The sequence below is a fragment of the Pseudomonas sp. P1_F7 genome, from assembly GCF_056405655.1.
Genome location: NZ_JBFUBR010000001.1, coordinates 149,280 through 175,998 on the forward strand (window position 1 = coordinate 149,280; position 26,719 = coordinate 175,998).

The 26,719-nt window shown below is 57.0% G+C and carries 24 protein-coding genes; 19 read left to right on the top strand and 5 right to left on the bottom strand.

Annotated features, from left to right (window positions below; genetic code table 11):
* The first annotated feature begins 53 nt into the window (after nucleotides 1–53).
* The 9 genes from AC1D1M_RS00715 to AC1D1M_RS00755 are packed head-to-tail and all read left to right on the top strand — an operon-like array spanning nucleotide 54 to nucleotide 7,518.
* Nucleotides 54–386 (top strand): integrative conjugative element protein, RAQPRD family, encoded by a 333-nt coding sequence (locus tag AC1D1M_RS00715; protein WP_477762194.1) that lies wholly within the window; start codon nucleotides 54–56, stop codon nucleotides 384–386.
* Entirely contained in the window at nucleotides 383–622 is a 240-nt protein-coding gene (locus AC1D1M_RS00720; protein WP_477762195.1) for a TIGR03758 family integrating conjugative element protein, read from the top strand. The genes AC1D1M_RS00715 and AC1D1M_RS00720 overlap by 4 nt, the downstream gene beginning before the upstream one ends.
* Before the next feature lie 17 nt (nucleotides 623–639).
* Nucleotides 640–1,011, top strand: a complete 372-nt coding sequence (locus tag AC1D1M_RS00725) for a TIGR03745 family integrating conjugative element membrane protein (RefSeq protein ID WP_477762196.1) — start codon at nucleotides 640–642, stop codon at nucleotides 1,009–1,011.
* Between the two features lie 7 nt (nucleotides 1,012–1,018).
* Nucleotides 1,019–1,432, top strand: coding sequence for a TIGR03750 family conjugal transfer protein (locus AC1D1M_RS00730; protein ID WP_477762197.1), 414 nt, complete (start codon nucleotides 1,019–1,021; stop codon nucleotides 1,430–1,432).
* Nucleotides 1,429–2,070 (top strand): PFL_4703 family integrating conjugative element protein, encoded by a 642-nt coding sequence (locus tag AC1D1M_RS00735; protein WP_477762198.1) that lies wholly within the window; start codon nucleotides 1,429–1,431, stop codon nucleotides 2,068–2,070. Before AC1D1M_RS00730 ends, AC1D1M_RS00735 begins: the two co-directional genes overlap by 4 nt.
* Nucleotides 2,067–2,879, top strand: a complete 813-nt coding sequence (locus AC1D1M_RS00740; protein ID WP_477762199.1) for a TIGR03749 family integrating conjugative element protein — start codon at nucleotides 2,067–2,069, stop codon at nucleotides 2,877–2,879. The genes AC1D1M_RS00735 and AC1D1M_RS00740 overlap by 4 nt, the downstream gene beginning before the upstream one ends.
* A complete protein-coding gene (locus AC1D1M_RS00745) occupies nucleotides 2,869–4,386 on the top strand; it encodes a TIGR03752 family integrating conjugative element protein (RefSeq protein ID WP_477762200.1) in 1,518 nt (505 codons plus the stop codon). The genes AC1D1M_RS00740 and AC1D1M_RS00745 overlap by 11 nt, the downstream gene beginning before the upstream one ends.
* Nucleotides 4,349–4,765, top strand: coding sequence for a TIGR03751 family conjugal transfer lipoprotein (locus AC1D1M_RS00750; protein WP_477762201.1), 417 nt, complete (start codon nucleotides 4,349–4,351; stop codon nucleotides 4,763–4,765). The genes AC1D1M_RS00745 and AC1D1M_RS00750 overlap by 38 nt, the downstream gene beginning before the upstream one ends.
* The gene (locus tag AC1D1M_RS00755; RefSeq protein WP_477762202.1) at nucleotides 4,765–7,518 is read left to right on the top strand and encodes a conjugative transfer ATPase; all 2,754 of its coding nucleotides are present in this window, start codon (nucleotides 4,765–4,767) and stop codon (nucleotides 7,516–7,518) included. Before AC1D1M_RS00750 ends, AC1D1M_RS00755 begins: the two co-directional genes overlap by 1 nt.
* Before the next feature lie 200 nt (nucleotides 7,519–7,718).
* Here AC1D1M_RS00755 and AC1D1M_RS00760 read toward each other — a convergent pair whose 3' ends face one another.
* Together AC1D1M_RS00760 and AC1D1M_RS00765 are read right to left on the bottom strand one after the other, a co-directional pair.
* Complete coding sequence (locus AC1D1M_RS00760) at nucleotides 7,719–9,002, bottom strand: hypothetical protein (RefSeq protein WP_477762203.1); 1,284 nt, start codon at nucleotides 9,000–9,002, stop codon at nucleotides 7,719–7,721.
* Nucleotides 9,003–9,254: 252 nt separating this feature from the next.
* A complete protein-coding gene (locus AC1D1M_RS00765) occupies nucleotides 9,255–9,527 on the bottom strand; it encodes a LasR-specific antiactivator QslA (protein WP_123722476.1) in 273 nt (90 codons plus the stop codon).
* A 169-nt stretch (nucleotides 9,528–9,696) separates the two neighbouring features.
* On the opposite strand from AC1D1M_RS00765, the gene AC1D1M_RS00770 reads away from it, so the two are divergent.
* The 5 genes from AC1D1M_RS00770 (at nucleotide 9,697) to AC1D1M_RS00790 (ending at nucleotide 14,259) form a co-directional block, all read left to right on the top strand.
* The gene (locus AC1D1M_RS00770) at nucleotides 9,697–9,951 is read left to right on the top strand and encodes a helix-turn-helix domain-containing protein (protein WP_123722475.1); all 255 of its coding nucleotides are present in this window, start codon (nucleotides 9,697–9,699) and stop codon (nucleotides 9,949–9,951) included.
* 105 nt (nucleotides 9,952–10,056) lie between these two features.
* Nucleotides 10,057–11,013 carry a TIGR03756 family integrating conjugative element protein gene (locus AC1D1M_RS00775; protein WP_477762204.1) on the top strand — a complete coding sequence of 319 codons (957 nt, stop codon included), beginning with the start codon at nucleotides 10,057–10,059 and terminating at the stop codon, nucleotides 11,011–11,013.
* Nucleotides 11,010–12,392 carry an integrating conjugative element protein gene (locus AC1D1M_RS00780; protein ID WP_477762205.1) on the top strand — a complete coding sequence of 461 codons (1,383 nt, stop codon included), beginning with the start codon at nucleotides 11,010–11,012 and terminating at the stop codon, nucleotides 12,390–12,392. The genes AC1D1M_RS00775 and AC1D1M_RS00780 overlap by 4 nt, the downstream gene beginning before the upstream one ends.
* Before the next feature lie 3 nt (nucleotides 12,393–12,395).
* Nucleotides 12,396–12,704, top strand: coding sequence for a hypothetical protein (locus AC1D1M_RS00785; RefSeq protein WP_477762206.1), 309 nt, complete (start codon nucleotides 12,396–12,398; stop codon nucleotides 12,702–12,704).
* Nucleotides 12,705–12,714: 10 nt separating this feature from the next.
* Complete coding sequence (locus AC1D1M_RS00790; protein WP_477762207.1) at nucleotides 12,715–14,259, top strand: conjugal transfer protein TraG N-terminal domain-containing protein; 1,545 nt, start codon at nucleotides 12,715–12,717, stop codon at nucleotides 14,257–14,259.
* Between the two features lie 10 nt (nucleotides 14,260–14,269).
* On the opposite strand, the gene AC1D1M_RS00795 is transcribed toward AC1D1M_RS00790, so the two are convergent.
* Entirely contained in the window at nucleotides 14,270–14,653 is a 384-nt protein-coding gene (locus AC1D1M_RS00795; RefSeq protein WP_477762208.1) for a DUF3742 family protein, read from the bottom strand.
* 455 nt (nucleotides 14,654–15,108) lie between these two features.
* Between AC1D1M_RS00795 and AC1D1M_RS00800 the strand changes: the two genes are divergently transcribed.
* Together AC1D1M_RS00800 and AC1D1M_RS00805 are read left to right on the top strand one after the other, a co-directional pair.
* Nucleotides 15,109–15,438, top strand: a complete 330-nt coding sequence (locus AC1D1M_RS00800; RefSeq protein WP_477762209.1) for a hypothetical protein — start codon at nucleotides 15,109–15,111, stop codon at nucleotides 15,436–15,438.
* Nucleotides 15,439–15,568: 130 nt separating this feature from the next.
* A complete protein-coding gene (locus AC1D1M_RS00805; protein WP_477762210.1) occupies nucleotides 15,569–16,528 on the top strand; it encodes an ArdC family protein in 960 nt (319 codons plus the stop codon).
* 129 nt (nucleotides 16,529–16,657) lie between these two features.
* Here the strand turns inward: AC1D1M_RS00805 and AC1D1M_RS00810 are convergent, their stop codons facing one another.
* Nucleotides 16,658–16,855, bottom strand: coding sequence for a DUF7740 domain-containing protein (locus tag AC1D1M_RS00810; protein WP_007901093.1), 198 nt, complete (start codon nucleotides 16,853–16,855; stop codon nucleotides 16,658–16,660).
* A 221-nt stretch (nucleotides 16,856–17,076) separates the two neighbouring features.
* On the opposite strand from AC1D1M_RS00810, the gene mobH reads away from it, so the two are divergent.
* Complete coding sequence (gene mobH, locus AC1D1M_RS00815; RefSeq protein ID WP_477762211.1) at nucleotides 17,077–18,801, top strand: MobH family relaxase; 1,725 nt, start codon at nucleotides 17,077–17,079, stop codon at nucleotides 18,799–18,801.
* Nucleotides 18,802–19,004: 203 nt separating this feature from the next.
* Here the strand turns inward: mobH and AC1D1M_RS00820 are convergent, their stop codons facing one another.
* Nucleotides 19,005–21,998, bottom strand: coding sequence for a TrlF family AAA-like ATPase (locus AC1D1M_RS00820; protein ID WP_477774112.1), 2,994 nt, complete (start codon nucleotides 21,996–21,998; stop codon nucleotides 19,005–19,007).
* Nucleotides 21,999–22,363: 365 nt separating this feature from the next.
* Between AC1D1M_RS00820 and AC1D1M_RS00825 the strand changes: the two genes are divergently transcribed.
* A complete protein-coding gene (locus AC1D1M_RS00825; RefSeq protein ID WP_477762213.1) occupies nucleotides 22,364–23,134 on the top strand; it encodes a Hachiman antiphage defense system protein HamA in 771 nt (256 codons plus the stop codon).
* Nucleotides 23,124–26,639: a DEAD/DEAH box helicase gene (locus AC1D1M_RS00830; RefSeq protein ID WP_477762214.1), complete on the top strand. Its 3,516-nt coding sequence runs from the start codon at nucleotides 23,124–23,126 to the stop codon at nucleotides 26,637–26,639. Before AC1D1M_RS00825 ends, AC1D1M_RS00830 begins: the two co-directional genes overlap by 11 nt.
* Nucleotides 26,640–26,719 lie beyond the last annotated feature (80 nt).

The following is a 26,719-nucleotide window of genomic DNA, read 5'->3' on the forward strand; positions in this document are numbered from 1 at the left end:
ATAATTCGACCTCTGACTTGATTCTGCTCCCCAGATCCATAAGGGCCAGCATCATGCCGACGACCATCATTCGTTGCTTACTACTCTCGCTAGCTGCCGTCGATAGCAGCGGCTATGCCGCATCTGAATATGAACAGGGTGAGCTCAGCCTAGTCCAGCAGCAGCTGGACATTATCGAGCGCCTAGCCGCTCAAGCCGAGACTTCAGGCAGCGCTCAACCAAATGAGCGCTACCGCTTCGACTACCCCCGACTGACCCAGGACATTCAGCGCATCCGCCAAGGTGTACAGAGCTATCTGTTCCCTTCCCGTGCGCAACCCCGAGATCCCAGTGAACTGGTCGGTGATTACCGCCTCGACACTCCGACTGCGGAGCCCTCGCCATGAGCATGACTGACGCCCAAACCTCAGCGTTCCAAAACGCCTCCGGCATCTCGGCGCAGAGCAGCTCAACGCTGTGGCTTTCCTTGGTTCTCGTCCTGGCTTTGCTGTGGTGCGCCTGGGTGATGTGGACGGCTTACCGGGGTTGGGCGACAGGCAGTGTGCGCTTTGGAGCCTTCGGCGGCAGTGCCGCGCGCGTCACGCTCACCCTACTCGTCCTGATGTTCTTCACCCTGTCTTAATCCAGGAGATCGCCGTCATGCTCAAGTGCCTTGCCCCGCTGAAAAAAAACCTGCGTGATCGTGCCAGTCAGCGCTTGATCGGTCTGCTGCTGGTGCTCGGTCCGAGCTTGGCGTTTGCCGAACTCCCCACCATGGAAGCCCCTTCGCGCGGCGAAGGGTCCGGGTTGATCGAGACGATCAAAAACTACGCCTACGACGGCGGCATCCTGCTCGGTCTGCTGATCGCCTTACTCGCTTTCTTGGGGGTGGCTTGGCACTCGTTGACCGTCTATGCCGACGTACAGAATCAGCGCAAGACCTGGAAGGATTTGGGTGCTGTAGTCGGCATCGGTGCCCTGCTGGTGGTGATCATCATCTGGTTTTTGACCAAGGCTGCCGCGATTCTGTGAGGTTGGCATGAACGACACTATCGAACGCCTTGCTGACGGCACCTTGGTCTTTCTCCCAGAGCGACTCAATCGTGATCCCGCCGTATTGCGCGGTTTGACCAATGATGAGATGTGGGTAGCGCTCGGTAGCGGTGCGGTCATTGGCCTGCTGCTGGGCGTTCCGCTGACGATTGCTACCGCCTCCATTGCCGTGGCGCCAACCAGCATGATCGCGAGTATGGCGGTGGTGCTATTCGCCGGTGGCACGCTACTGCGTCGGGTCAAACGGGCCCGGCCCGAGACCTGGTTGTACCGCAAACTCGAATGGGTACTCGCCAGCCGTTGGCGCCTGGGGCACGGAAGTTTGATTCTCCACTCCGGCGCCTGGACGGTTCGCCGTTCGCGTCGACTGCGCCCTGCCCTGTCCCGGTGGCAGCCATGAGCCGATTTCGAAACAAGGTCGATGCCCAACAGGCGCATATCTTCAGCCTGCGTCTGGCGGTAATGATCCTTGCCCTGGTCTGTGCCGGGCTCTGGTACGGCTGGCATACGGCACCGACCGATCTGACCGTGCATGTACCCCCAGATCTGCGCTCGGGCAGCACCCGCAAGTGGTGGGATATCCCCTCAGAGAATGTCTATGCCTTTGCCCTGTACATCTTTGGCCAGCTCAACCGCTGGCCCTCGGATGGCGAGCAGGATTATCGCCGCGCCATCTATGGCTTGCAGTCCTACCTGACACCCGCCTGCAAGGCCTTCCTCGACGGCGACTACGAGTACCGCAAGGCCGCTGGCGAACTGCGCCAGCGGGTGCGTGGCGTCTACGAAATTCTGGGCCGAGGTTACAGCGAAGATCCGGAGCTTAGGGTCAAGCAACTCGACCGCGACAGCTGGCTGGTCAAGCTCGACCTCAACGCCGATGAGTATTACGCCGCGGAACCGGTGAAACGGGTGGTGGTGCGTTATCCATTACGCGTAGTGCGTTTCGACCTGGACCCAGAACGCAATAAGTGGGGGCTGGCACTGGATTGTTATCAGGGCACTCCGCAAAAAATCTCCCTGCCTGGAGGTGAGCCATGAAACGGATTTCTACCCTGGGACTTACCGTCGTACTGATGCTATGGGGAGTTGCGGCGCAGGCCGTCGAGCTGATGCACTGGGAACGTCTTCCCCTCGCGGTCCCGCTGGTGATCAATCAGGAGCGGGTGGTCTTTGTCGATGAGAATGTTCGAGTCGGTGTGCCCTCATCCCTGACGGGCAAACTGCGTGTGCAATCAACCGGCGGGACGCTGTACCTGCGCGCATCGGAAGCCATTGCCCCGACCCGACTGCAACTGCAATCGGTCGCGACGGGCGAGATCATCCTACTGGATATCGCGGCCACTCCCGGCGATCAACCGCTGGAGCCCGTGCGTATCCTCAAGAATGCTCAGGTGCAAGCTACCGAGGCTGAATCTAGCACCGTCCTTGTTCCAGAACGTACACCGATCCCGGTCGCTTTGACGCGTTATGCCGCGCAGAGCCTTTACGCGCCGCTGCGCACCGTAGAATCCCTGCCCGGCGTACGCCGCGTCCCACTCAAGCTGCGCACCGAATTGCCAACCCTGCTGCCCACCGAAAACGTGTCCAGCACGCCCATCGCCGCCTGGCGACTCGGTGACTACTGGGTGACGGCGGTGAAGTTGCGCAATCGTGGTCCAGAGACGGTACAACTCGATCCGCGTCGGCTTCAGGCCAAGCTGTTCGCCGCGACCTTCCAGCATGCTTTCCTCGGGCCTGTCGGCAGCGCTGAAGACACCACGATTGCCTATCTCGTCACCCGCAGTGCCAGCCTCGAACACGCCGTGCTGCTTCCGCCCGTTGCGCGAGGTGCTGGCGATGAAGGCTAACGCGTTGCTCAAATGGCTGGTACCGGCTGCGCTGCTGGCCGTGGTGTTGATCATTCTAAAAAGCTGGGTCGCGGGTGGCAACACGCCCTCTCCAGAGCACCCAGTTGATCAGGGCAATATTCAGTTATCCGCCGAGCAAGCCAAGTCGCTCGGCATTGCTGGCGATACCCCACGCGACACGGTCGCCACCCTGGTCGGCCAGGTGAAGGCCATGCGCAGCGACATGCTCGGTTTGAAGAAACACAATGACTCACTGCAGACGGAAAACAACCGCCTACGCGAGCGGGAAAACAGTGTCGATTCGCGTATCCAGACCGCGCTTGGCAGTGTGACCCAGCAGGTCGACGAAGGCCGCCGCCAAGCCAACGAGGCCCGACTCAAAGCGGAACAAGACAGTCGTCAGGCTCGCGGCCTGCTGACGCAATTGCAGGAACAGTTGTCGGGGCTGACCGGCAAAGGCAAGGACATGCCGATCGGATTGGGGCTAGAGCCGGGCGATGGGGCTCAGTTCGAAGGGCGACACTCTGCCACTGATACGCTGCAGTGGATTGAACCCTCGGATGCTTCGTCCACCAACGCCAGAGGCAAAACCACGACTTTCTCCGCACTGAGCCTGCCTATCGCTTTCAACTCTCTGGAAGGCTTGAAAGACAACGCGATTGATCGCAGCCAGAAACAGCTACGTGCAGTTACCCAGGGTGAGCGCGACCTGACGCGATCCGTTGATCGTACCGAAGGCGCGAAGCCGGTCTACACGATCCCCGAAAACGCCACGCTGATGGGCTCGGTCGCCATGACCGCGCTGATCGGCCGAGTCCCTGTGGACGGCACCGTGAATGACCCCTATCCCTTCAAGGTGCTGGTCGGTCCGGAGAACCTGACCGCCAACGGCATCGACCTGCCGGACGTCGCGGGGGCCGTGATGAGCGGCACGGCGTCCGGTGACTGGACCCTGTCCTGCGTACGCGGACAGGTCGAGTCGATCACCTTTGTGTTTACCGATGGCACCATCCGCACGGTGCCTCAGCCGAAGGCGATAGCCAGCCGCACTGCCTCCACCACCCAGAGCCCGAACACCGACAAGATCCGTGGCGGGCTCGGTTACCTGTCCGATCCGTATGGCATTCCTTGCATCGCCGGCGAGCGCCGCTCGAACGCCCAACAGTACCTCGGCAGCCAGAGCCTGATCACTGCGGCCGGCGCCGGTGTCGCCGCCTTGCTCGGGGATGAGCAGAACAACAGCAGCGTGATCAGTTCGGGCGGCAGTACGCTCGGAGTCACCAACAGCACGGGCAACAGCGCGCTGAATTCAATTCTCAGTGGTGGGGTCAGCGACATCCGCGAGTGGGTCAACAAACTGTATGGCGAAGCCTTTGCTGCCGTGTACGTGCCACCGGCCGCACAGGTCGCCCTTCACCTCGACCATGAGATCACCATCGACTACGAGCCCAAGGGCCGGAGCGTTCGCCATGAAAAAGACCATGCCTCTATGCCTGACCTGGATTAGCGTGTTCTGCTGGGTCCTGGCGGGGTGCTCCACCAACAAGGAGACGCTGCTGCCCCATGGCAAGCAAACCATGCTGGACATCTGGAACGGCGCCAGTTCGCAAGGCACTCAGCAGCAACTGCTGGAGGCTCGGCAACAGTTACGCCGCCCGCTGGCTCAGGCAGATGTCTCCGCGTCTCTCCAGGAGTCGTACACTCGTACAGCGGCGAACGAGATCCGCAACCTGTTCCCGCGCCTGCCCAATCCCGATCTGGTGCTGTACGTGTATCCGCATCTGAGTGGTACCGAGCAGGCACCGGTCCCGGGTTACTCGACCGTCTTTCCGTTCTACCAACGTGTGCAGTACGCATTGCCTGGTGAACGTCAGGAAGACCTGTAGTGCGTAGCGGCGATGCGGACAACCGCACTTCTGCGTGGAAAGCCTGGCGCAGCCCATTGCGCCCTCGCGCCACCTTGGCCGATGAAGCGGAACTCTATGCGCACAACCCCAGCTTCACCGATCACCTGCCATGGGTCGAATACCTCGACACCGAGCAGTGTTTTCTACTGGATGACAATCGCTCGGTGGGTGCGGTGTTCGAGTTGCTGCCTATCGGTACCGAAGGGCGCGAACCCGATTGGCTGATGGCGGCCCGCGATGCCCTTGAGGATGCCCTGCAGGATAGCTTTGACGAGCTGGATCAAGCACCTTGGGTGGCGCAGTTTTTCTGCCAGGACGACAATGACTTCACCCCCTACCTGAACCGGCTCACTGGCTATATTCAGGACAGAGCGCGAGGCACCATCTTCACCGAGGCGTATTTGGAACTCAGCCGCCGTCATCTGAAGGCCATCGCCAAGCCCGGTGGTCTGTTTGAGGATAAGGTGGTGACGCGCCTGCCCTGGCGCGGTAACAACCGCCGAGTACGCCTAGCGGTCTATCGCTGGCTTGAGTCTGACGCTGAGGAAACGGGGCTCACCCCGGTGCAATCCTTGCAACAGGTCTGTGAGCGGATCGGTGCCTCGCTGCGTGCCTGTGGGGTGCAATCGAGGCGAGTCGATGGCCGAGGTCTGTATGCCTGGTTAGTGCCCTGGTTCAATCCGGCGCCCAGGCTCACCAATGAAGCACCCGAGGAGTTCTACCGCCGCGTGGCCTATCCGGAGTCGGGCGACGGTGAGTCGCTGGAACTGCCCTTCGACCATGACTTTTCCGAGCGGCTATTTTTCAATGAGCCGCGTTCGGATGTGCAGCGCGGACTCTGGTTTTTCGACGATCAGCCCCATCGGGTCATGGTGGTGGACAAGCTGCGGCGGGCGCCCTTGATTGGCCAACTCACTGGCGAAACCCGCAAGGGCGACGCGGTAAATGCCCTGTTCGACCAGTTACCCGAAGGCACGGTGATGAGCCTGACCCTGGTGGTCAAACCGCAGGATGTACTTGAGGAGCAGTTGAACCGCCTGGCGCGCAAAGCCATCGGTGAAAACCTGGCCTCGACCCAGACCCGCCAGGATGTCGAAGAGGCTCGCGCAATCATCGGCCGCCAGCACAAGCTTTACCGCGGCACCCTGACGTTCTACGTGCGCGGTCACGATGAACAGCAACTGCACCAGCGCTCAGTCAGCCTTGCCAACGCGCTGCTGGGTGCGGGGCTGCAACCTGTACGCGAAGGCGATGAAGTCGCCGCTTGCAACAGTTACCTGCGTTGGTTACCAATGGCTTACAACCCGGCCCGCGACACGCGCAACTGGTACACGCGCCTGATGTTCGCCCAGCACCTAGCGAACCTCGTTCCAGTCTGGGGCCGCAGCACAGGTACCGGCCACCCGGGTATCACCCTGTTCAATCGTGGCGGCTCGCCGTTGAGTTTTGATCCGTTATCACGCCTGGACCGAGCCATGAATGGTCATCTGCTGTTGTTCGGCCCCACCGGCGCCGGCAAGTCCGCCACCCTGGTCACCCTGCTGATGCAGATCATGGCCGTGTACCGCCCTCGCCTGTTTATCGTCGAGGCCGGCAACTCATTCGGCTTGCAGGGCGACTACTTCGCGACACAGGGCCTGTCGGTCAACAAGGTCCAATTGAAACCTGGCGCCTCGGTCAGTCTCGCCCCGTTCGTCGATGCTTGGCGCCTGGTCGAGCAGCCGGATCAGGTGGCGAGTCTGTCGATCGATGAGTGGGACGATGAGGTGGTAAGCAGTCGAGAAGACCATCGCGATGTTCTCGGCGAACTGGAAATCACCGCCCGGCTGATGATCACCGGCGGCGAAGCCAAGGAAGAAGCGCGCCTGAGTCGAGCCGACCGCAGCCTGATTCGCGAGTGCATTCTCGATGCGGCGCAGACCTGTGTCGCGGCAAGTCGTCGGGTACTGACTCGCGACGTGCGCAACGCCTTGCTGCGCGTCGCCGCCGACCCGCACTTACCGGAAAAGCGTCGCGAACGTGCCCAGGAGATGGGCGAGTCCATCGACCTGTTTTGCCAGGGTTTCGAGGGTGAACTGTTCGATCGCGAGGGCACGCCTTGGCCCGAGAGCGATGTGACCATTGTCGATCTGGCCACTTACGCTCGCGAAGGCTATGAGGCACAGATGTCCATCAGCTATATCAGCCTGATGAACACCGTGAACAACCTCGCCGAGCGCGATCAGTATTTGGGACGACCGATCATCATGGTCACCGACGAAGGCCATATCATCACCAAAAACCCGCTGCTGGCGCCATTCGTGGTCAAGGGGACGAAGATGTGGCGCAAGCTCGGCGCGTGGTTCTGGTTGTCGACGCAAAACCTTGCCGACTTCCCCACTGCGGCGCAGACCATGCTCAACATGATCGAATGGTGGATCTGTTTGAACATGCCGCCAGCGGAGATCGAAGAAATCGCTCGCTTCAAGAAGCTCACACCGGCACAGAAAGCCTTGCTGCTCTCCGCCAGCAAGGAACCGGGCAAATATACTGAAGGAGTGGTGCTGTCGAAGAAGCTCGAGACGCTGTTTCGGGCCGTGCCACCCAGCCTTTACCTCGCCCTGGCCATGACGGAGCCCGAGGAAAAGGCCGAGCGCTGGACACTGATGCAGGAGAACGGCTCCTCGGAATTGGAAGCGGCTTACCGGGTAGCTGAACGGATCGATAGAGCGCGAGGAATAGAACCAACATAGGAATAGCTATTCGGGTATCGCGCTCTCAGAGAGTGAGCTGCGAAATAGCATCGCAACTGACCGGACGTTTGCACGACAACTGAACAGTTGATTGCATTCGTATTGAACACCTAGCCGGGTGGTCAGTTGCTGGTCATCGCCCGCGTGGGGCTACTCTAAATAAAATTTATTTCTGTCAGTTTCAACACCACTTTCTATTGTTAATGATGCGACCCTGGCTGCGACCTTGCATTAGCAGCCTTCTTCACTTCCGACTCCAAGCTGTTTATCAGATAACTCAAGTCATGCTTCGATATACGTTTCGGTCTGACCATACGCTCTGGGTTATTAATTCGTGCTTTTGTTTCATCCGAAAGCGCACGATCTAGACAATTGGCAAAGTCCATTTCATCGTCGAATATAGCTTCTACTTTTCGAGCCTCATCACGAATCACAAGTGCTCTCAGAGGACAACTCTTGATGGCTTTTAACAATCCATCATCAAGCGTAGTTACAACAGGAATCATGAACTGATTGCCCTTTTTTTCTGTCATAAGCGTTTCACAATGTCGAAACATATAGAGGTCCCACGCAAGCGCGGAAATCCTGTCATTCGAATCTCCGTTTGGGTTCCGCAACGCGGGTTCGTCAAAGATGGGCATTCTACTTTGCTTATCAGCGAATCCGCTCAGAGCCTTCCATCCAAAATAAAGCTCTTTTAAGGGCATGAGGTCAAAATTATCAAGGCAGAAATCCACCAGGCAGCGAATACCGTCATCCACGCCTTGGCCATTCCAGCACTCCAGCATCGCGCGTAAAATTATTGACTGCATCATATCTCGCCGCTGGATACAGGCCCATGCCTCCCCATTCGTCAAGAATGCATCCCACATTTCCTCGGCTGCTGGTATATAGTCCTTAATCTGTTCAGCATGCCCTTTCAGCACTCTATCCCTAACCTCGGGAAGGTGCATCATGGCATCAAACATCTTTGCTGCCGCAACTTTCTGGTACGGCCATGGATTATTTGGCTTTACAACTTCACGTAGGTTTTCCAGTGTCGCAAACGTCCAATCAAAACCACGTCCGCTTTGATCTTCAATGAACTGCAAGGTCGCCCTCACCTTTTCGCGGTGTTTCGACTTTTCATGACGAAAAAAACCAGGTAACTCAGTAAGGAAATTTGTATCGAGTAGTGAGAAAAATGGAAACTCCAAGGGGGCACTGCCGCTCCTCATCTGCCTCTCGATAGCATCGGAAAATGCAAAAATGCCCTTTCCAGCAAATAGAGGAGCCACAGGCACATTTGGATTATCTGACCTGCCCAGAGCCTGCAATGGAACCCCTCCCTCATCGCTCGCGAACAACACACGAATGCCCGAGAACGCTTCACGATCAGAAGCGACGATGTCTGCGAGGGAGTCACCTGGCGAGCGAAGTAGAATGGCAGTCTTTACACGTAGCATCTTTTTCATTTCTTGACGCAGATCGAGTTTGTTTACCATCGTGATGTGCCCTCTAAAAGATATGCTGGTGCGGTTTCCCACGCAGAAAATGAGAGAGATCGGTGGGTTGCTGCCACATATCTGGGCTCCGTTGCGCAACCTGATGCCCGCTCGCTTTTTATCGAGGGCAGCGCGAGTCGCAGAGCAAAACATCGGGACAAAAACGCTGCACCTAAAAACCACAAGTGACTCAGGACTGTAACCTGCTGGTCTGTGCCAATGCGACAGGCTTGGCTAAATGTAAACGGGTGGTCAAGTCGATACAGGTATCCGTGTGCCGCGCTGAAGCCGCTGTTGAACCCTCAACAAAAAACCTGCTTCAAAAGCATCCTGGCAGTCACCGACAGGAAGGGTCTTGCGTGTTTGCGCCAGTTCCCACCACAGTGGAATCTCGCCGGGCGTGTCAAGCCAAGCCTGAGCACATTGCACGCCACGTTCGATCATCGAGGCAAACTCGTTGCCCCAAGGTGTCAGAAGACTTGGGCAACCATCCGCCGCAGGAATTGAAATGTAGTTTTCGTCCATACACACCCTAGATTTCTGATTTATTGTTAGACGTTGGGCCCAGCTTCGAAAAGCTTAACGAAGCCAAATGAAAGCTCGATAACAGGCATGAGCATCAAATGGCCTAGATCAATGCCAATGTAGACTATATCCCGTGGATTGAGAGTCCCTCAAGGCGCAATTTGCGCGCATGACTCAAGACTACGAACAGCTTCGTCTGCAGCTGGCGGAAAATATCCGCTTGATGCGACGCGTGAAAAACCTTACCCAAGAGCAGCTTGCGCTCATGGCCGAGGTGGATCGCACCTACGTCAGTCAAATCGAACGATGCACGGGTAATCCGTCGCTGTTGGTCCTGTGCAAGCTCGCCAATATTTTCGAAATTACCGCAGATCAGTTACTTGTGGAACCCGATATCCTGCGCAGTTCCCTTCACGTCAAATAATAGTCTCACGTATCACAAACCCGATAGATCCACCTTCATAATTTCCACTGACAGTCTTCAGTCCCTAACCGAACCTGCCCAGGCCATACACCAAGAGCCTGGATCATGCCTGTTGCCTACTCGTCAGTCCCGCCCACAAAGCTACGTCCCTTGGCGCTGAGCATCCTGCTGGCGTGCGGCCCAAGCGTGGCGCTGGACACCGCCAGCATCACTTCCTCCGTGCTTTCTCCAAGCTGTCTCGACTACAGGGTCGTCGGAATTTGTTTCTGGCTCCTCTGCACGCCCTTCGGCTGCACAGTCAAAACCTCCACCAAGGTTCGTCATTTCATTCCTGAGCTGGTGGTCTCGAGCTACGCCACCACTGGCAATAATCCCTGGACCGAGATGGCCACACTCTCCTCTCCCATCAGCGGAGCTGAAGGCGGCGGCAACCTGATCACGCCGAACATCCGCCGCGACAACCTGCCCCGCTTCAAGAACGTCGACGGTATTGGCCATCCCGGTGGCTGGGCCGCAACGCAATTGGCTTCTCAATCCGGCTATGCCTGCGCCAGCGGTGCAACTGCGTTCATGCCCTACTACCTGAGCACCCTGGACTCACTGGCCTGGCGCCATGGCATTCCGGAAAGTCTTTACCCCGAGTCGCTCATGCCGGGGATCCGTGAAATTGGTCGTCAGGCTTTGGGAAACATGTGGGGCAACGTTTATCCCCGGCAGGGCTTTCTGGTACAGCCCGACGATTTCAAGGCGGCCGCCGTCATGGCGCAACGGGCGGGTGATGTGATTACCCGCAACTGGCAACCACATGTGTATGTACCGCTCACACCCATACCACGCGACGGCTACTGGCCGCCTGGTCCTATCGTTGAAAACGATGCATCAACCCACAAATGGCAATTGCTCTCCCCCCAAATTCAACCGACGTGCGCCATCTTCCCCAGCGATTCGGTACAGAGCGCGGATGGCGCCTATGCCTGGTCGCTATGGCGTCCGTATAGCTGCTGCAAACGTGAGGGGCAGACCTTTCTGTTTAGTATCGACTTCGAAGGCGGTGCTTCATGAGCGGGCTTCGCGCGCGACCCTGGTTGGCCACGATGAGTCTGGTGCTCTACGGACTGCTTACCATGACCACGCATGCCGACGCCGCCGAAGGTGATTACCGCCTGGGCACTCAAGGCGAAGTGCTCGACGACCGGGTGATGTACACCATCGGTGGCGGCTCGGCAGTCGGCTCACCGAGTTCGCTCTACCGACCCAGTGGTCTCGGTGTCGGCGGGTCATGGCGAGCGAACATGATGTGCGGAAACATGAGCCTCACCAACACCCTGCAAAACCAACTGAACGGCGTGACCGAAGGTTTCCAGCAGATCATGGGCAGCATCATGCAGAACGCGACCCAAGCGGTGATGTCGCTGCCGGCGTTGATCATCCAGCGCGCCAACCCCGGTCTCTATGAGTTGCTGAGTAACGGGGTGATGCAGGGGCGCATCGACTTCGACCGCTCCAAGCTGACCTGCCAGGCCATGGCCGAAAAGATGGCGGACAAGGTCGGTCAAGCCGGCTGGGGCGCGCTGGCCAAGAACCAAGAAATGCAAGGCAACCTGGAGCAAACCGGCGGTGATGCGGTGGCTGCGGTGAAAAACACCGAGGCCCATAACGGCAACAATGGGGTGTCCTGGGTCGGCGGTTCAAAGGCCGGAGGTAATGGGCAGACGCCCATTCGGGTGACCTCCGACGTAGTGCGCGCGGGCTACAACTTGCTGCATAACCGGACGGTGGATGACAGTGCGTCGATCAGTAGCAGCGACTGTTTGGGTGGGGCCATTTGCCACACATGGGCTTCGCCCCAGGAGGAGTCCGAATGGGCCGTTCGCGTGCTGGGCGAGAGCGAAGTCGCGACCTGCGACACCTGCGAAACCCTGCGTGCGACCGCTGGCAGCGGATTGACGCCGCTGATCCAGGAGGCCTACAGCGAACGTCTCAAGGCCCTGCAAGGGCTGCTGTCGGGTTCACTGCCGCCTACCCCTGACAATCTGGCTAAAGCCTCGAGCCCAATACTGCCGGTGACCCGTGGCGTGATCGAAGCCTTGCGCGACGATCCCGACCAGGATCTGCTGGCGCGACGTCTGGCCAGCGAGACGGCCCTGTCCAGCGTACTCGATAAGGCGCTCCTGCTACTGCGCACCCTACTGGCAGGTAGTCACGAACCGAACATCGCTTCAGCCGAGCCAGCCCAGACAGCTTTGACGAAAAATATCGACGCCCTGGAGCGCGAAATACGTCTGCTACAAACCGAGCTGCAGGTCCGGCAGATGCTCGCCACCAATACCGCCAGCTTGGTGCTCGATCGGCATGCCGGCGGTGCTGATGCTTCGCGCACCGTCGAGCAAGGCGATCCTGAGCCGGGCCGACTCAATGACGCTGACGCCAGGCGCAAGTGAGCCATGAAACGCTCAGCGCTATTCACTTTGCTTTCGAGTCTGAGGATTGCCGCGATGATGATCCTGAGCGCCGCACTGGTCGCCTGGATCGGCCGCACTGCGCTGGGTAGTTTCGAGGCATGGCAGCAGGCATTCGAATCCGCACGACCTTATCTGCGGTGGTGGCGCGCCCTGCTCTACGGCGCTCTCTTTGCGCTCTGGTGGGACCTGCTTCGGCGCTACCGACATCGACCACAGGATCGACTGCGCGTGCAGCGCATTTGGGCAATGGGGCTCGCACTCTTCATCTGCGTCGAGTTCACCCGATTGTGAGGTTGTCACCATGCTCATGAGCACCAACAGCTACCTGGAGTTTTACCTCTCCCTGCTGGCCTGGATCATCAATAACGGCCTCTGGAGCGTCCTGTCCGACACTGGGCTATTCGCCGCCCCCTTTGGTGCAATCATCCTGCAAGAATGGCTGTCGGCCCGTCAGCAAGGCGCGGATGAAGGTAACAAGGGACTGCTCTCAGTGCCGCGGATCGAGAACCGGTTGTGGCTGGCCTACATCGTCGTGTTGTTCGGCTGTGCGCCGGTCTTTCCGTTGAGCCTCACGTCAATGGCATTCGATGATGCGTCGAGCCAGCGCTGCGGTGCCAGTGTGGCCAGGCCAGCGGAAACCGCTTGGGGGACCACCTTCAACACCATTGGCGAACGATCTGCCAACGTGCCGATCTGGTGGTTTCTGGTGCATGCCTTAAGCAAAGGGGTAACCGCGGCGGCCACCGCTTCCATCCCCTGCGCACCGGATATCCGACAAATGCGCATGGAGATCGACAGTTCGCGCATCAACAGCCAGGTCCTGCTGCAAGAAGTCGCCGACTTCACCCGCGACTGCTATGGCTATTCTCGCTCCCGGCTGTTCACCAACCGTCCCCAGTTGGACAAGGCTCAAAGTCATGATGCGTCCTGGATCGGCTCAAGCTATTTTCTTGATACGCCTGGCTACTACGATACGGATCGCTCACACACACCGCGCGTCAGCTGGCCGTATGACGAAAGCCGCGATGTCTCCTTGCCTCGGCTGGAGAATGGCGCGGGCTACCCCACCTGCAAGCAGTGGTGGAGCGCTAGCGGTGTCGGATTGCGTGAGCGCTTGATCGAGCAGGTCGATCCTTCGCTGCTGACTCAGCTGAAAGGTTGGTTGACTGGTCGTTCGAGCAACGAGATCGAGGATGCCACCCTGCGTGAGCTGGTCAGCCCGCGCCAGCAATCGATGTCCATGTCGCCCGGACAGGTGTACCAGGACTATGGCTCCAGTGCCCGCGGCGGCTCGATCAATCAGGGCCTCAATAACCTGGCCACCAATACCGGATTGGCACTGGGTTCCTTCAGTAATTTTCCCGCAATGAATGCGCTACGCGCCGCCCTACCGATGGTGCAGGCTTTTCTGATCATGGGCGTCATCATCAGCTTGCCGCTGATTCTGTTGGTCAGTACCTACCAGTTGAAGACCGTCATGACGGTGACGTTCGCTCTGTTCACGCTGCACATGCTGAGCTTCTGGTGGGAACTCGCCCGCTGGGTCGACTCCAGCATGCTCGATACCTTGTACAACCAAGTTTCGGCGTCCAATCAAGTGCTGTTATCGCTGCCCACATCCGGTTTTATGGATGGGACGGTCACGACGCAGGTCATTGAGTATGTAATGGGGGCGATGTTCATCGTGCTGCCGATGGTTTTTCTAGCCGCCATGAGTTGGGCCGGATATAGCGTAGGCTCCATAGCAGAAGGCATGCTAGGAAAAGGGACACTCAGTGCACAAAATGCAGGTTCGAAAGGTACTGATGCTCTGATCTCTGCAGGTACTTCAATCAGAAAAAGCTAACGACAACCCACTAATGCTCGTCCAGGTCAGGCTGTCCCGGTGCACGATTGAGTTCGTACTCACCATAAGGATCGCCGAATGCCTGAGCCCCGTAAAAGTCCTTTGAGGCGTTGGGTCGGCGATGGACGATTACCCAATACAAACCCATTAGAGTCATCAACGACAAGAACAGCCAAAAACTTACAAAAAGCAACGCTCCCACCATAGTGAACTTGGCGATCAGAAAGCTCCCGCGAACGAGTAAATTACCCGCAGGCACATCTGCCACCATCGCGCGCTCAGCTAAACGGGTCTCGAATGCTTTCAGTATGCGATACCCGCGCTTTATCGACATGCCACAGGTATATGCCCAGCGGTGGGCGTGGGAAATATGAACAGGGTTCTGCGTCGGCATGGTCTCGCCCTCTTCTGAGCGTTTTCATGGTTGAGACAGGAGTAACAGCCTACTACTGAAAACGGCCCGTGCCTGACCGTTTATCAGTATGCCCAGCCGAAAAATCTTCACTGGAAGACAGAAGACAAGCCCCGTGAAACAGCGTCTCTACAGTGATTGACCCATATCAGTCGTCCGGCTAAATACAAGGTACGGATCGCTGTTATCGACAGCACCTGCCCAGGTAGCCAGAGCCTTCAAGACTACGTCACTTCGGTGATGGTTCTCCCCAAGTGCGATTAGCGTTCGGTAGCTCGCACGGTGACCGTTTCTACGGTGATGAACGCCTACTGCTCTCCTGAGCGCCTTTCGAGCTCTACTCGTGAGGTAAGCCCTCTTGATTTTCTTCAACCCACAGCGGGGAAATCTTTCCCCGCACGGGACAGGTTTCTTCGCGTTTTCAACGGAGGCACACCATGTCCGACTCACTTACACCGGAAACACTGAATACCCTTCGGTTGGCCATCGTGTTCACCCCTGGCGCGTGGCAACGCGCAATACTGCTCGATCAATCCGATTACGCTGAGAAGCTACAGGTTGATCGGTTGAGCCACGTATTGCGCGCAGCCTTCGAAGCCCACCTGGCCTATCCACAAAAGCCCTATGTGCTGTTCGAGGTAGTCCACATTGAACCAACCGATCACTTCGACCACGACCCGTTGCTGCAATTGAGTCTCAGCCTACTTCAAGAACCGGGTCAGCCTAGCGTCTTGCTGATAGCGCTTGCAGGAGAACACCAGCGCTAAGCGCAATCGGCGGCGCCCACCTCCACATTCGGACGGCATACAAGACCTGCATCAAACCAGCACATCACCCAACCGGGGAACCCTCCCCGACGGGCACGGCGTTCCTCGGTTTTCTCTCGAGGAAATTGCCATGCGCGATATCTACCAAGACGTGACAGACAAGATCGTTAAAGCTTTGGACCAAGGCGTTACCCCCTGGATCAAACCCTGGTCTTCAAATGGCTCCGCCTACATCCGTCATCAACCCTATCCCATCAACGCAATCACGCGTCGTCCCTACTCGGGCATCAATTTACCGCTGCTCTGGGCCGAGGCCAGGTTGCAGGGGTTCACTCAAGACCGTTGGCTGACGTTCAACCAGGCCAAAAAGGCCGGGGGGCACATCCGTAAGGGTGAGCACAGCACTCTGGCAGTACTCTACAAGCCGATGGAGCGCGAGGAACAGACAGAGTCAGGTCTCCCCGTACTCGACGAAAATGGTCAGCCCAAGGTCGCTTACTTCGGCATTCTCAGAACACATTTTCTGTTCAACATCGAGCAAACGGAGGGGCTCGAAATGCTCAATGAAACCCTGCTCGAAACGGAACAGACTGATCCCTTCCAGCCCAACAGCGCCGCGGAAAACCTGCTGTTAAGTTCAGGTGCACGCATCGTTCATCGACCTGCCGACGAAGCCTTTTACCATCCGATCAGGGATTTCATCCAACTGCCGACAAAAGCACAATTTCAAGATGAAGGCGGGTACTACGCCACGGCACTTCATGAGCTGACGCACTGGACCGGGCATCAAGCTCGGTTGCAGCGCGAAGGCCTGACGTCAGCCTGTCCATTCGGCTCGCCAGGCTACGCGTTTGAGGAGTTGGTCGCCGAGATGGGCGCTGCTTTTTTATGTGCCTACGCCGGTATCCAGGGGCAACTGCGGCACGAGGGCTACATCGACTCCTGGCTAGGCCTACTCCAGGCTGACAAACGCGCGATCTTTCGCGCCAGTGGTCAGGCCCGAAGCGCCTCGGAGTATGTATTCAACCTGGAGCAGCAACTGAAGCAGGTGGTAATGGATGACTCACGATGCATGAACGATGGAGTTTGATCGTTAACTCACCATTGCAATCGCATCACAGGGCCCAACGCGAGTTGGGCCCTTTTTTCTGCGCCCAGAAAACCCATGTCGCGGGACTCTGATGCAATGGGTCAGGGATGGGCGCACACCCGCAGCCTGTCATTCCGCATCCAGATTCTGCGCCAGAAAATCCACCAGCTCGAGCGGACTCCGGCTGTCGATTACCTTGTAGATCAGATCGCGTTTACTGCGCGGCAACTTCTTGACCACGCTCTTCGCCGAGGCCCGGACGGCTTCGTCAGTTCCATGGATACGTGCCGCGAGCAGCAGCACGAGCGTGGCGTCAGTGAGGTTCATGGCAAGACCCAAAAAATATGCACCGCAGTGTACCGACTCTTGTCTTTGCCGTACTAGCCCCAACAAAACGACGCCTAGCCGTATCGATATTCCGATTGCCGCACAAAGGGACCCAAGCCAAAAGGACGGGTAAGGGTTGAAAGGGAATGGGGACTCAAGGGTAAGAGCCCTATCCGAAAAGGCTAAAAGGCCACTGACCCCGCCACTTCCCGGAGGTCACGATGCTCAGTCTGTTTCGCCACAAAAGGCAGAAGTTCCCTCCGCCACCGAGCGTGAGCGTCGCCGAAGGTTACCTGCCCATCGAGTCGGCCCACAGCTTGTTAGCAGCGGAGCACCGCCGCCAGTTGCTCGATCGTATCTGGCAGTACACTGCCCTCTCTCACGCGCAGTTCATCCAACTCTATTTAAATCCGATCCATCGCTATGCCGAACAGGTCCAGCAACTCCCAGCCAGCGAGACGCACCACCATGCTTATCTTGGCGGCATGCTCGACCATGGACTGGAACTGGTCGCTTGCAGTTTGAAACTGCGTCAGTCGTATCTGCTTCCCACCGGCGCCGCACCCGAAGACCAAGCCGCCCAGACCGATGCCTGGTCCGCCGGCATCGCCTATGGTGCCCTGCTCCATGACATCGGCAAGATCGCCGTGGACCTGCAGGTCGAACGTCAGGATGGCCGTCTTTGGCATCCTTGGCACGGCCCCCTGGATCAGCCCTACCGTTTTCGCTATGTCAAAGGTCGCGACTATCACCTGCACGGCGCCGCAACCGGCTTGCTCTACACCCAGATTCTCGACCGCCCGATCCTCGATTGGCTCAGTGGATTTCCGTCGCTGTGGGCCAGCTTGCTGTATGTCCTGGCCGGTCAGTACGAACGCGCCGGCGTGCTGGGTGAGCTGGTCATTCAAGCCGACCGTGTTTCCACTGCGCAGAACATTGGCGGTAACCCGAGCAAGGCGCTGCAAGCACCAATTCATTCGCTGCAACATCACTTGATCAGCGGACTACGTCATCTGGTTCAGCACGAGCTGAAACTCAACCAGCCGGGTGCCGCGGGATGGCTGACCCAGGACGCACTCTGGCTGGTCAGCAAGACGGTCACGGACAAGCTACGGGCCTATCTGCTGTCGCAAGCGATAGAGGGCATTCCTTCCTCCAACATTGCGGTGTTCGACGAGCTGCAGTCACATGGATTGGTTGAGTCCACGCCGGAAGGCAAAGCCATCTGGACTGCGTTTGTGACACAGGAAAATTGGCAGCAGAGCTTCACCTTTCTGCGTCTTCAGCCGGCACTGATTTGGGGAAACGAAGACCGGCCCGAGACTTTCAGCGGAACGGTGAGCATTGCGGCCCATGACCACTCAACCGACACCCCAGTATCAACACCAACGCTCGAGACAGTCCGTGCAAGATCAGGTCAAAGTCAACCGCAGCCGGATACCTTGACGGTAGAGGATGCCGATTACCTCGGCACGTTGCTGAACATGTTCGAGTTGGATGAGCCTGAGACCAGTGATTCACTGTCAGAAAGTGCTGACGATACTTCAACGCGTCCATCGGATAACCCAGGCCAGGCATTCCTGAATTGGGTAAAGGAAGGCATCCTGAGCCACAAGCTGATCATCAATGACAGCAAGGCTAAAATCCATATGGTGGGCGGTACTGTGTTCCTGGTCACGCCTGGCCTTTTTCAGCGCTACGTTCAGGAGTTTCCGGGCATCTCACTAGGGGCCGATTCCGCAGGTGAGGAATGGCGATGGGTGCAAAAGCAGTTTGAGAAACTGAAGGTCCACAGAAAGAGAGACAATGGCCTAAACATCTGGGCATGCCAAGTGCAGGGCCCTAGGAAGAGAAGCACCTTGAAGGGATATCTGATTGCCGAGCCGACGTCACTTCTAGAACCGATTCCGCCAGACAACCCATTTCTCGCACTTGTCGAAGTATGAGCAATGACAATCCCGGAGGCTTGACTTAAGAGCACAGCCCCCGCTACACGCCTGGGCAATAGCTTGATCATGGAACCCGACATGAACACTCCGTTTGAAATGAGCTAACTGGGTGGAAAAGGGCGATGGTGTCCGCATAAATACGCGGACACCATCGCCCTAAATGCCGGAGTTCGGAAGGTGACTTAGCTGGACGGAAATAATTACCTATCCAGATGCACCCGTAGACGCCTCGCCCGCTCTTGAAACGCTCCTTCGCCGCCCTCGAGAATATCGCAAACGGCTTTACGGATGTCCGCATTCTCCAGACCGCCAGACCGGTAGGTGATTGGAGGCAGCGCGCCATGTGGGTGCGGCCCAGACTCAGCAATGATGATCTGATCGGCGTCTGTGTTGATGACGAGGTTGGCATTGTGCGTCACCATGATCACCTGACGATGCGCTTTTGCCTCAACAAAAAGGTGGACCAGTTCATCAAAAACCGACTTCGGGTCCAGGTTTTCCTCAGGCTGATCGATCACTAGAGGACGGTTGTCGCTATCATCCAGTGCCAGATAGAGCAATAGCAGGACGATCCCTCGCGTGCCCGGAGACAGCTTTCGGATATCAACCCCGTCGTACTCAATACCATACCTGATCGAGATATGGTCAGTACTGAACAGCCATTGCGCGAATCGCTTCGACCAAGCGCGAAATTCTGCTTGGTCGTTTTGCGGTACAGGTGCGTGATCAAGCAGTTCCTTCTGATACAAGCGCCGGAACTCCTTCATTGCGGCACAAACTGCTATTGAGTCACCCGTTTCCCAAGCACTTTTGAGGACCTCGTTCGACTTTTGCAGAAGCGTACCCTTACCCCGAAATGCACCGCTCTTTCGGAGGTCGATTAATCCGTCTTCAGCAACTGAAGTCCATTGCTCCACATTAGCAATGCGCACGACAGAGAAAGATAGTTTTTTCAACGTTCCCGATGCCTTGGACAGTCGTACCATTAACGGAGCGTATAGGGCCTCCAACACCGACTGCTCAGCGATAAGGGCGTCAAATGCTCGCCCATAGGCCTCCTCACGGTCGGATTGCAGATCTTTGGCCCGCGCCTTCGCCCCTTGAGCATCCTTTAGCTTATCTGTCAGGATTTGGAGCGCTGCGGTTTCGGTCGCGATGCTACCGGACAGAGCGGTGTAGCGGCGCTGAGTCTCCTTATCGGCGCTCACAAGCTTCTCCAATCGTGTCATCTCTGCATCGAGCATTGCCTGCGAGAGCGTGCTCAGATCGGTATCATCGGGAAAATAGGGCGTGCTGGGTTCGCCGAGACCCGGAGCCGTTCCCTTTACAGCTGCGATCTTATCGTCAACCCACTTGATGAAGTCGGCGAGATTTCTGTCAACAGGTCCCTTGTAGTCCAATAAGAATTCCGACCACTGCTCATCCGACAAGCCGCTGTTGGAATGACGAGCCTGCGCCTGTCTTAGCGTCTCTGGTGCCTGGTTGCGGCGTTGATCTTTTACCTCGTCTTGGAGGGCGAGAAAGGTTTGCCGCTGCCCTGTGAAACGCCGTAGCTTTGTACGAAAGGTATTCACCATACTCGCCAGCTCAGTGTGGCGCGCAGCACGTTTCTCGCTACCGGGGGACACTAGCTTGGCGCGGTCAGTAGTGTAAGCGTCGACAAGCTTCTTTTTCTGAGCCGCATTGGACTCGTAGGTCGCAGCTACCTTCTCCTTTTCTAACTCGATGCTGATTCGGTCAGAAATTTGGGCAACCGCCTCTGCTTCACGTTCACGGGCAAGACGATGCCGCGTCGCGCGCTGTTCAAGCAATTCCTCAAAATCTAATGCGCCGTCACGTCCCTCGTCGGGATGAGCCTCAAAGATCACGCGTTCGATCTCACGTAACAACCCGTCAGTAAGCCCACTAGACGAGCAGAGCTCCTCCACAAATTGCTGTGACAGATAGCGTACTCGTTCATAAGCATAAGGACCGTTAGCGTCTGAGCCGTTAAGTGATCGAACACTCGGTTCCCCCGCCGCCCAACTTAACTTAACTTTGCTATCGCCGATCAGGGGCTGCGCCCGAACGAGAAACGAAGGGTTCGCCCACTCATCCGCAGCCCAAACCTCATCAGAAATAGAGTCGCACCCTGCTGCGATCATGTCGGCCAAGGCAGTCTTGCCCGAGCCACGCGCACCGATAATTGCGACGAGGCCAGGATTCAGTGGAATGACGGGGGTCGTTAGCCATGGCGCATTGAGGATTTCGATTTGAGAAATAACCTGTGAAGGCGTCGCTGAGGCTGGAGGCTCAGCTCCAACATGGGCTCGCCCCTCTGGGTCGATGCATGCCTGGCGCAGTGCATCGAACTCAAGACCACCCTTAACCCAAGAGAAACGATCTCCAAACGGATTGGCAACTTCTTCCAGCTTATGAGCGTCGCTGCCATGTAGGCAGGGTTTGAGGCCTCCGTATAGCGCACGAATTTCTGAGCGGCTTAGCTGACGTTGACCAAGCCAGAATTCGCGCTGGGCGGCACTGCTAGCGAAAATAACATGGGCAAAGCCTTCTATCTCACGTCGGATAGTCTGATCCGCAGCCTCACGCACTCCGGAGGTTCCATCGTTTGCTCCACCCGCAACGGCAATGAGAATATTCTTCTTTGCCCACTCGCTCTCTCCGAACACCTCGCGCAGTTTTTGGAAGTTGACCTTGAACTGGTTCGCTCCGTAAGCCAATGCTGCTTGGTCGTCCGTAATATTTGGGTCTGCTTTTTTGCCAAGTCGGATGAGGTCAGCTCGCGTGCAATCGAAGCGGTCGCGCATCACGTTAAATTGCAGGCGCGACAAAAGCCGTTGGAGCTCCTCGATATGATCAGGATCTTCTGGGCTCACAAAAAGGTGAAGGTTGACGAACCCACCTTTTGCGGTAGCTACGTCCAGTCTTAGCTCAACGTTCGGGAAGATGAGCTGGGTGTCCGGAAGGCGTCCAGCTGCCTTGTGGCGTAGGACCTCTTGATAAGTGTCCGTAACATAATAGTCAGTTACAGCGATCGCCTCGATCGCCGGTGACGCACGCTCCAGAGCAGCAAGATAGTCCTCCCAAGCTGTCGGGCCGGAAAACTGATTGTTCATAGCCGTGCCAGGAGCGTGAATGTGCGGCTCCCAGCGGCGCCACTCCGATCCGCGGTGCAATCCAGTCCCTGAAACCAAAACAACCTCCTCGCCAGCATTTGTAAATACTAGGTATAAGCGTCCTTGACAGCCTTCTATCCCGTCCTATCTTTCTCGGGCAAGGATGGCACCGCATTCGTTTATACCTGAGAAGGGTGCAATTAGCACCGCTTGGCCCGGACAGATTAACTATCTTAGAGCCATCCGCTTTCATCGCGAATCAAGGTACTTCTGGGGGATCACCCGTAACACCGCTCGGACGACAGTTTTTTGCGCCGCCAGCAACAGTTCAGTAGAAATTGCGTTTACGCTGGTCTTGGACCATAAGGCACGGCGAGAAGCCTAAAGCCTCATACTTTTTCCAAGCTTACGGCCTTTGCTTTTGACAGGATTAGGACAAACACATGGTTCAATTCAACGATTGGTGCGATTGGGCCGACACCCCTGTTGGTAATCATTATGTGCGAGTCATGAGGGGGCGAGCCGCAGATGCCCAAAACGCTATCGAGCTCTCCGCAGCAGCAATTCCCTCCCACTACGCGGCTGAGGATCGCATCGCTCATGCTCTAGCGCGATTGGGTAAAACAGGCGCCGCACATTTGATTAATGGACTGTTGCCGCAAACGCCTCAGATTCGTTCAGGTGACCTGGGTGAAATCTACGCCACCGAATGGATCAATGCTCATAGTGGGTATCGGGCGCCGATCAAACGGCTGCGCTGGAAAGATCACCGTAATATGGCAATGCGCGGAGACGACGTGATCGGCATGCTCCTCGACCCAGCCACCCTGCGCCTCAAGTTCCTAAAAACGGAAGCTAAGAGCCGAATTGACCTGCGAGCCCAAACACTCAACGAAGCGCGCGCAGGCCTAGACAAAGATGAGGGAAGGCCATCTGCACATGCACTATCTTTCATTTCAGCGCGGTTACTTGACCTCGACAATATCCCTCTAGTGGATGCCATTGATGACGCATTGGTGCGCCACGGCATCCCTCTCGAGAACGTGCAGCATCTGCTTTTCACCTTCTCCGGCAACGCGCCTGGGGCGATGCTTAGCCAATCACTCCAGGCCTATCCTGGCACCATAAACCAATGGGCCGTAGGGCTCCAGGTGGATGAACATGCGGCCTTCGTAGGCGCCGTTTATGACCGTGTGATCGCCGATGGCAACTAGTCGCGATGCGATCATCGCCGCGATCGAGGCCGCGTCAGCACCCGGCTTTCGAGGCAGATTGATCGCGCAGGGGCAGGCAAGGGCAATCATTTGGCGGGACGGCATTCTACCTGCGGGCGCTCCCGCGTTTGGCACGCAGCTTAGCTTCGAACTGCACAGTTACGCGTATGGCTTGCTCGGTCTAGGTCTGCGCCTACTCGAGATGGATGGCGATCCAATCCAAGCTCGCTTGGCGTTCGTACAAGCAGCAACTGCACTTGAAGCAGTGATGGCAAAAGGTGATCGTAGGGAGAGTGATCGAGACTTTCATTTCGTTATGGCGGCCGCGAGTTATCATCTTGCTCATCTCTCGGCGCGCGCTTACTCACTCCTCGCGATAGTCGCCAATGAGGAAAACTTCTCTCCGCTTGAACAAGCGCTAGCTCTTCTAATGCGTCGCGACATAAACGGCCTTCAGACGCTTATTTACGGCTATCGCCTTAGTGGTCGAGGATCTGATGTAAGGATCACGGCCCTGATACAAGAGCGAATGGCGCAAGGCGCCCCCGAAATCGACCGCGATGGCCATGACTACTTGTTTGAGGGTTTAGACCTAGCCCTCACCGACAACTTCTTCGGCGCACTCGCTACCTACATGTTGGCTCTCGATAGGGGTGAGCAGGAGCTTGTAGACCGCGCAGTTGCACGCCTGAGAGAGAATCTAGCTGTCTGCGCTGAATTCAACCTCCTTCCTCAGTGGTGGGCTCATCGCATAGCAATCCATCTGCTGTCCGACCTCTGGTCAAACACCTTTCATGAGAAGCTTCCTCTGATATCGGCGGGGGGCGCAGCACCAGGGTGGGTGGAGTTACGTAAACTTTTTATCGCCTCTCTGAGTCGCCGTCCTAAAGCTGAGATCGATCTCTGGCCATCACAGATTGAGGCTGCCGCCCGTGCTATCGATCAAACGGACAATCTTGTCGTTTCCCTTCCTACAAGCGCCGGGAAAACACGCATCGCTGAACTGTGCATCCTCCGCTGCTTGGCTGCTGGAAAACGCGTAGTCTTCATCACCCCCCTTCGTGCCCTTTCAGCCCAAACTGAGACCACGCTGCAGCGAACCTTCGGCCCATTAGGCAAAACAATCTCCGCGCTCTATGGCAGCGTTGGCGTATCGAATCTCGATGAGGATGCAATCCGGGGGCGCGACATCGTTGTCGCCACTCCGGAAAAGATCGATTTTGCGCTACGCAATGATCCCGCCCTGCTAAACGATGTCGGCCTGCTCATTTTCGACGAGGGACATATGATCGGCCCGGGCGAACGTGAGGTTCGCTATGAAGTGCAGATTCAACGCTTACTCCGGCGGCCGGACGCAGAGCAACGCAGGATCGTTTGCCTCTCAGCAATCCTACCCGACGGTCAACAAATGGAGGATTTCTCAGCATGGCTTCGACGCGATCAACCGGGCAGCGCGATCAAGGGTGACTGGCGTCCAACCCGATTGCGTTTCGGCGAGGTCGTTTGGAGTAGCCCAACAGCGCGTCTTAATCTCCGTGTAGGTGATGAACGTCCATTCGTACCTCGCTACATAACCGGTAGCGTCCCTCAACTTTTCGTGTCGCCAAAGAGGCCGCGCACGCGTCTGTTTCCCGATGACCAGCAAGAGCTAAGCCTCGCTACGGCTTGGCGCCTTGTTGAGGATGGTCAGACAGTCTTGATCTACTGTCCTGAGCGACGCAGTGTCGAGCCATTTGCGAAGATCATCGTCGATCTTCACGAGCGTGGTGCGTTGCGATCCTTACTCACAGTCGATCCGGCCGTGCTGCAGACTGCGATTGCCCTTGGTACAGAATGGCTGGGTGTAGATAGCGACATCCTCAAATGCCTGCGACTCGGCGTTGCGCTGCACCACGGGGCATTGCCCACGGCTTACCGTAAGGAAGTAGAGCACCTGCTTCGTAGAGGCAGCCTGCGCATTACGATCTCGTCGCCAACGCTAGCGCAGGGATTGAACCTTTCTGCCACAGCGATCGTGATGCATTCACTGTATAGACACGGTGAGAAGATCAAGATATCGGAATTTAAGAACATTATCGGTCGTGCCGGTCGCGCCTATATCGATGTAGAGGGTCTCGTCCTCTTTCCGATATTCGAAGATCGGCGAAACCAGAAACACAATGAATGGGTCGAGCTGATCGAGAACAAAGGCGCACGCGATATGGAGAGCGGATTAGTCATGCTTCTCAGCTCGCTGCTGTTGCGTATGCACAAACGGATAGGAGGCGACTTTAACCAGCTTATGGAGTATGTCGTGAACAACGCCGTTGCCTGGACTTTTCCGGTAGTAGTTGGTGAGAAACTGGCAAATGAGGATCGTGCTCGGAAGGATTGGGAGCGGAATATTGCGACGTTCGACACTGCGATACTCGGTCTGATCGGCGATTCCGATGTGCCGGATGAAGGGATCGAAGCCGCACTCGACGCGATCTTACAATCTTCGCTCTGGCAAAGACGTCTCATGCAATTAGACGAGCCGTCGCGCGCCATAATGAAGTCGGCGTTTTTGGCCCGAAGCCACTATATTTGGGCTCGCTCTACTGCTGCGACTCGCCGAGGCTACTACCTAGCAGGTCTTGGCTTGGAGGCTGGCCAATCGCTAGACGCCGTTGCAGTAGAAGCTAACGCATTACTGATCGAGGCTAATGGAGCCTTGCTTATCGGAGATAGCGAGACAGCCATACGAGCCATAGCAGGAATCGCAGAGCGGGTATTCACGTTCTATCCATTCGCGCCCGATCCCTTCCCTGCCAACTGGCGAGAAATCCTGCGCTCTTGGCTTCTAGGTGAATCATTGAGCGCTCTGATTGCTGGCCAGGAAGGGAACGCCCTGCAATTCATCGAAGGGGGACTCGTCTACCGCCTGCCTTGGGCGATGGAAGCGTTGCGTGTCCGCGCTGCCGCGAATGGAGACGTGGTTGGAGATTTCGGCCTTGCTTTGGACGACTACGAGCTTGGCCTCGTTATGCCAGCAGTCGAGACTGGCACAATGAATAGGTCGGCATCGATACTTATGCAAGCCGGATTTAATTCGCGGTTAGCCGCCATCAAAGCGGTCAACGATACAGGGGCTGCGTTTACAACGGCACATGAACTACGGGTGTGGCTCCAATCTCCCCAAGTCGTCGCTTCGTCAGTCCAACACGATTGGCCGACACCTGAAACGAGAGCACTGTGGCTCAGCTTTACCGAAGAATCCGTCCCCGCTCACAGTCGAACTTGGGCGGAACGTTACTATACGGCCAACGTTCTTTGGCACGCTGAACCCCCACCGCCTAATTCGGTATTATCTCTTCATATCTGGGAAGGCCTGCCGCACGTTCTTTCCGCCGAGGGATTAACCTTGGGTGTTCTGTCTCACCTGCTAAACCCGGCTCGCGGTGGTGTTTTACGGGCGACTGTAATACCACAGAGCGGACAACTAGCCCTCAGCTATCTGGGCCCAGATGACCTCTGGCTCGTCTGAACGGGAGCGGTCACATAGTTAAGGGTAACGATTCCCATGAATGATGCAAACATCACTAGGTACTGGTTGGCGTAAACCCT

What these genes read in the sequence shown, in the direction of transcription:
- AC1D1M_RS00715 (WP_477762194.1), top strand. Translation starts at nt 54, where the DNA reads ATGCCGACGACCATCATTCGTTGCTTACTACTCTCGCTAGCTGCCGTC.
- AC1D1M_RS00720 (WP_477762195.1), top strand. Translation starts at nt 383, where the DNA reads ATGAGCATGACTGACGCCCAAACCTCAGCGTTCCAAAACGCCTCCGGC.
- AC1D1M_RS00725 (WP_477762196.1), top strand. Translation starts at nt 640, where the DNA reads ATGCTCAAGTGCCTTGCCCCGCTGAAAAAAAACCTGCGTGATCGTGCC.
- AC1D1M_RS00730 (WP_477762197.1), top strand. Translation starts at nt 1,019, where the DNA reads ATGAACGACACTATCGAACGCCTTGCTGACGGCACCTTGGTCTTTCTC.
- AC1D1M_RS00735 (WP_477762198.1), top strand. Translation starts at nt 1,429, where the DNA reads ATGAGCCGATTTCGAAACAAGGTCGATGCCCAACAGGCGCATATCTTC.
- AC1D1M_RS00740 (WP_477762199.1), top strand. Translation starts at nt 2,067, where the DNA reads ATGAAACGGATTTCTACCCTGGGACTTACCGTCGTACTGATGCTATGG.
- AC1D1M_RS00745 (WP_477762200.1), top strand. Translation starts at nt 2,869, where the DNA reads ATGAAGGCTAACGCGTTGCTCAAATGGCTGGTACCGGCTGCGCTGCTG.
- AC1D1M_RS00750 (WP_477762201.1), top strand. Translation starts at nt 4,349, where the DNA reads ATGAAAAAGACCATGCCTCTATGCCTGACCTGGATTAGCGTGTTCTGC.
- AC1D1M_RS00760 (WP_477762203.1), bottom strand. Translation starts at nt 9,002, where the DNA reads ATGGTAAACAAACTCGATCTGCGTCAAGAAATGAAAAAGATGCTACGT.
- AC1D1M_RS00765 (WP_123722476.1), bottom strand. Translation starts at nt 9,527, where the DNA reads ATGGACGAAAACTACATTTCAATTCCTGCGGCGGATGGTTGCCCAAGT.
- AC1D1M_RS00770 (WP_123722475.1), top strand. Translation starts at nt 9,697, where the DNA reads ATGACTCAAGACTACGAACAGCTTCGTCTGCAGCTGGCGGAAAATATC.
- AC1D1M_RS00775 (WP_477762204.1), top strand. Translation starts at nt 10,057, where the DNA reads ATGCCTGTTGCCTACTCGTCAGTCCCGCCCACAAAGCTACGTCCCTTG.
- AC1D1M_RS00780 (WP_477762205.1), top strand. Translation starts at nt 11,010, where the DNA reads ATGAGCGGGCTTCGCGCGCGACCCTGGTTGGCCACGATGAGTCTGGTG.
- AC1D1M_RS00785 (WP_477762206.1), top strand. Translation starts at nt 12,396, where the DNA reads ATGAAACGCTCAGCGCTATTCACTTTGCTTTCGAGTCTGAGGATTGCC.
- AC1D1M_RS00790 (WP_477762207.1), top strand. Translation starts at nt 12,715, where the DNA reads ATGCTCATGAGCACCAACAGCTACCTGGAGTTTTACCTCTCCCTGCTG.
- AC1D1M_RS00795 (WP_477762208.1), bottom strand. Translation starts at nt 14,653, where the DNA reads ATGCCGACGCAGAACCCTGTTCATATTTCCCACGCCCACCGCTGGGCA.
- AC1D1M_RS00800 (WP_477762209.1), top strand. Translation starts at nt 15,109, where the DNA reads ATGTCCGACTCACTTACACCGGAAACACTGAATACCCTTCGGTTGGCC.
- AC1D1M_RS00805 (WP_477762210.1), top strand. Translation starts at nt 15,569, where the DNA reads ATGCGCGATATCTACCAAGACGTGACAGACAAGATCGTTAAAGCTTTG.
- AC1D1M_RS00810 (WP_007901093.1), bottom strand. Translation starts at nt 16,855, where the DNA reads ATGAACCTCACTGACGCCACGCTCGTGCTGCTGCTCGCGGCACGTATC.
- mobH (WP_477762211.1), top strand. Translation starts at nt 17,077, where the DNA reads ATGCTCAGTCTGTTTCGCCACAAAAGGCAGAAGTTCCCTCCGCCACCG.
- AC1D1M_RS00825 (WP_477762213.1), top strand. Translation starts at nt 22,364, where the DNA reads ATGGTTCAATTCAACGATTGGTGCGATTGGGCCGACACCCCTGTTGGT.
- AC1D1M_RS00830 (WP_477762214.1), top strand. Translation starts at nt 23,124, where the DNA reads ATGGCAACTAGTCGCGATGCGATCATCGCCGCGATCGAGGCCGCGTCA.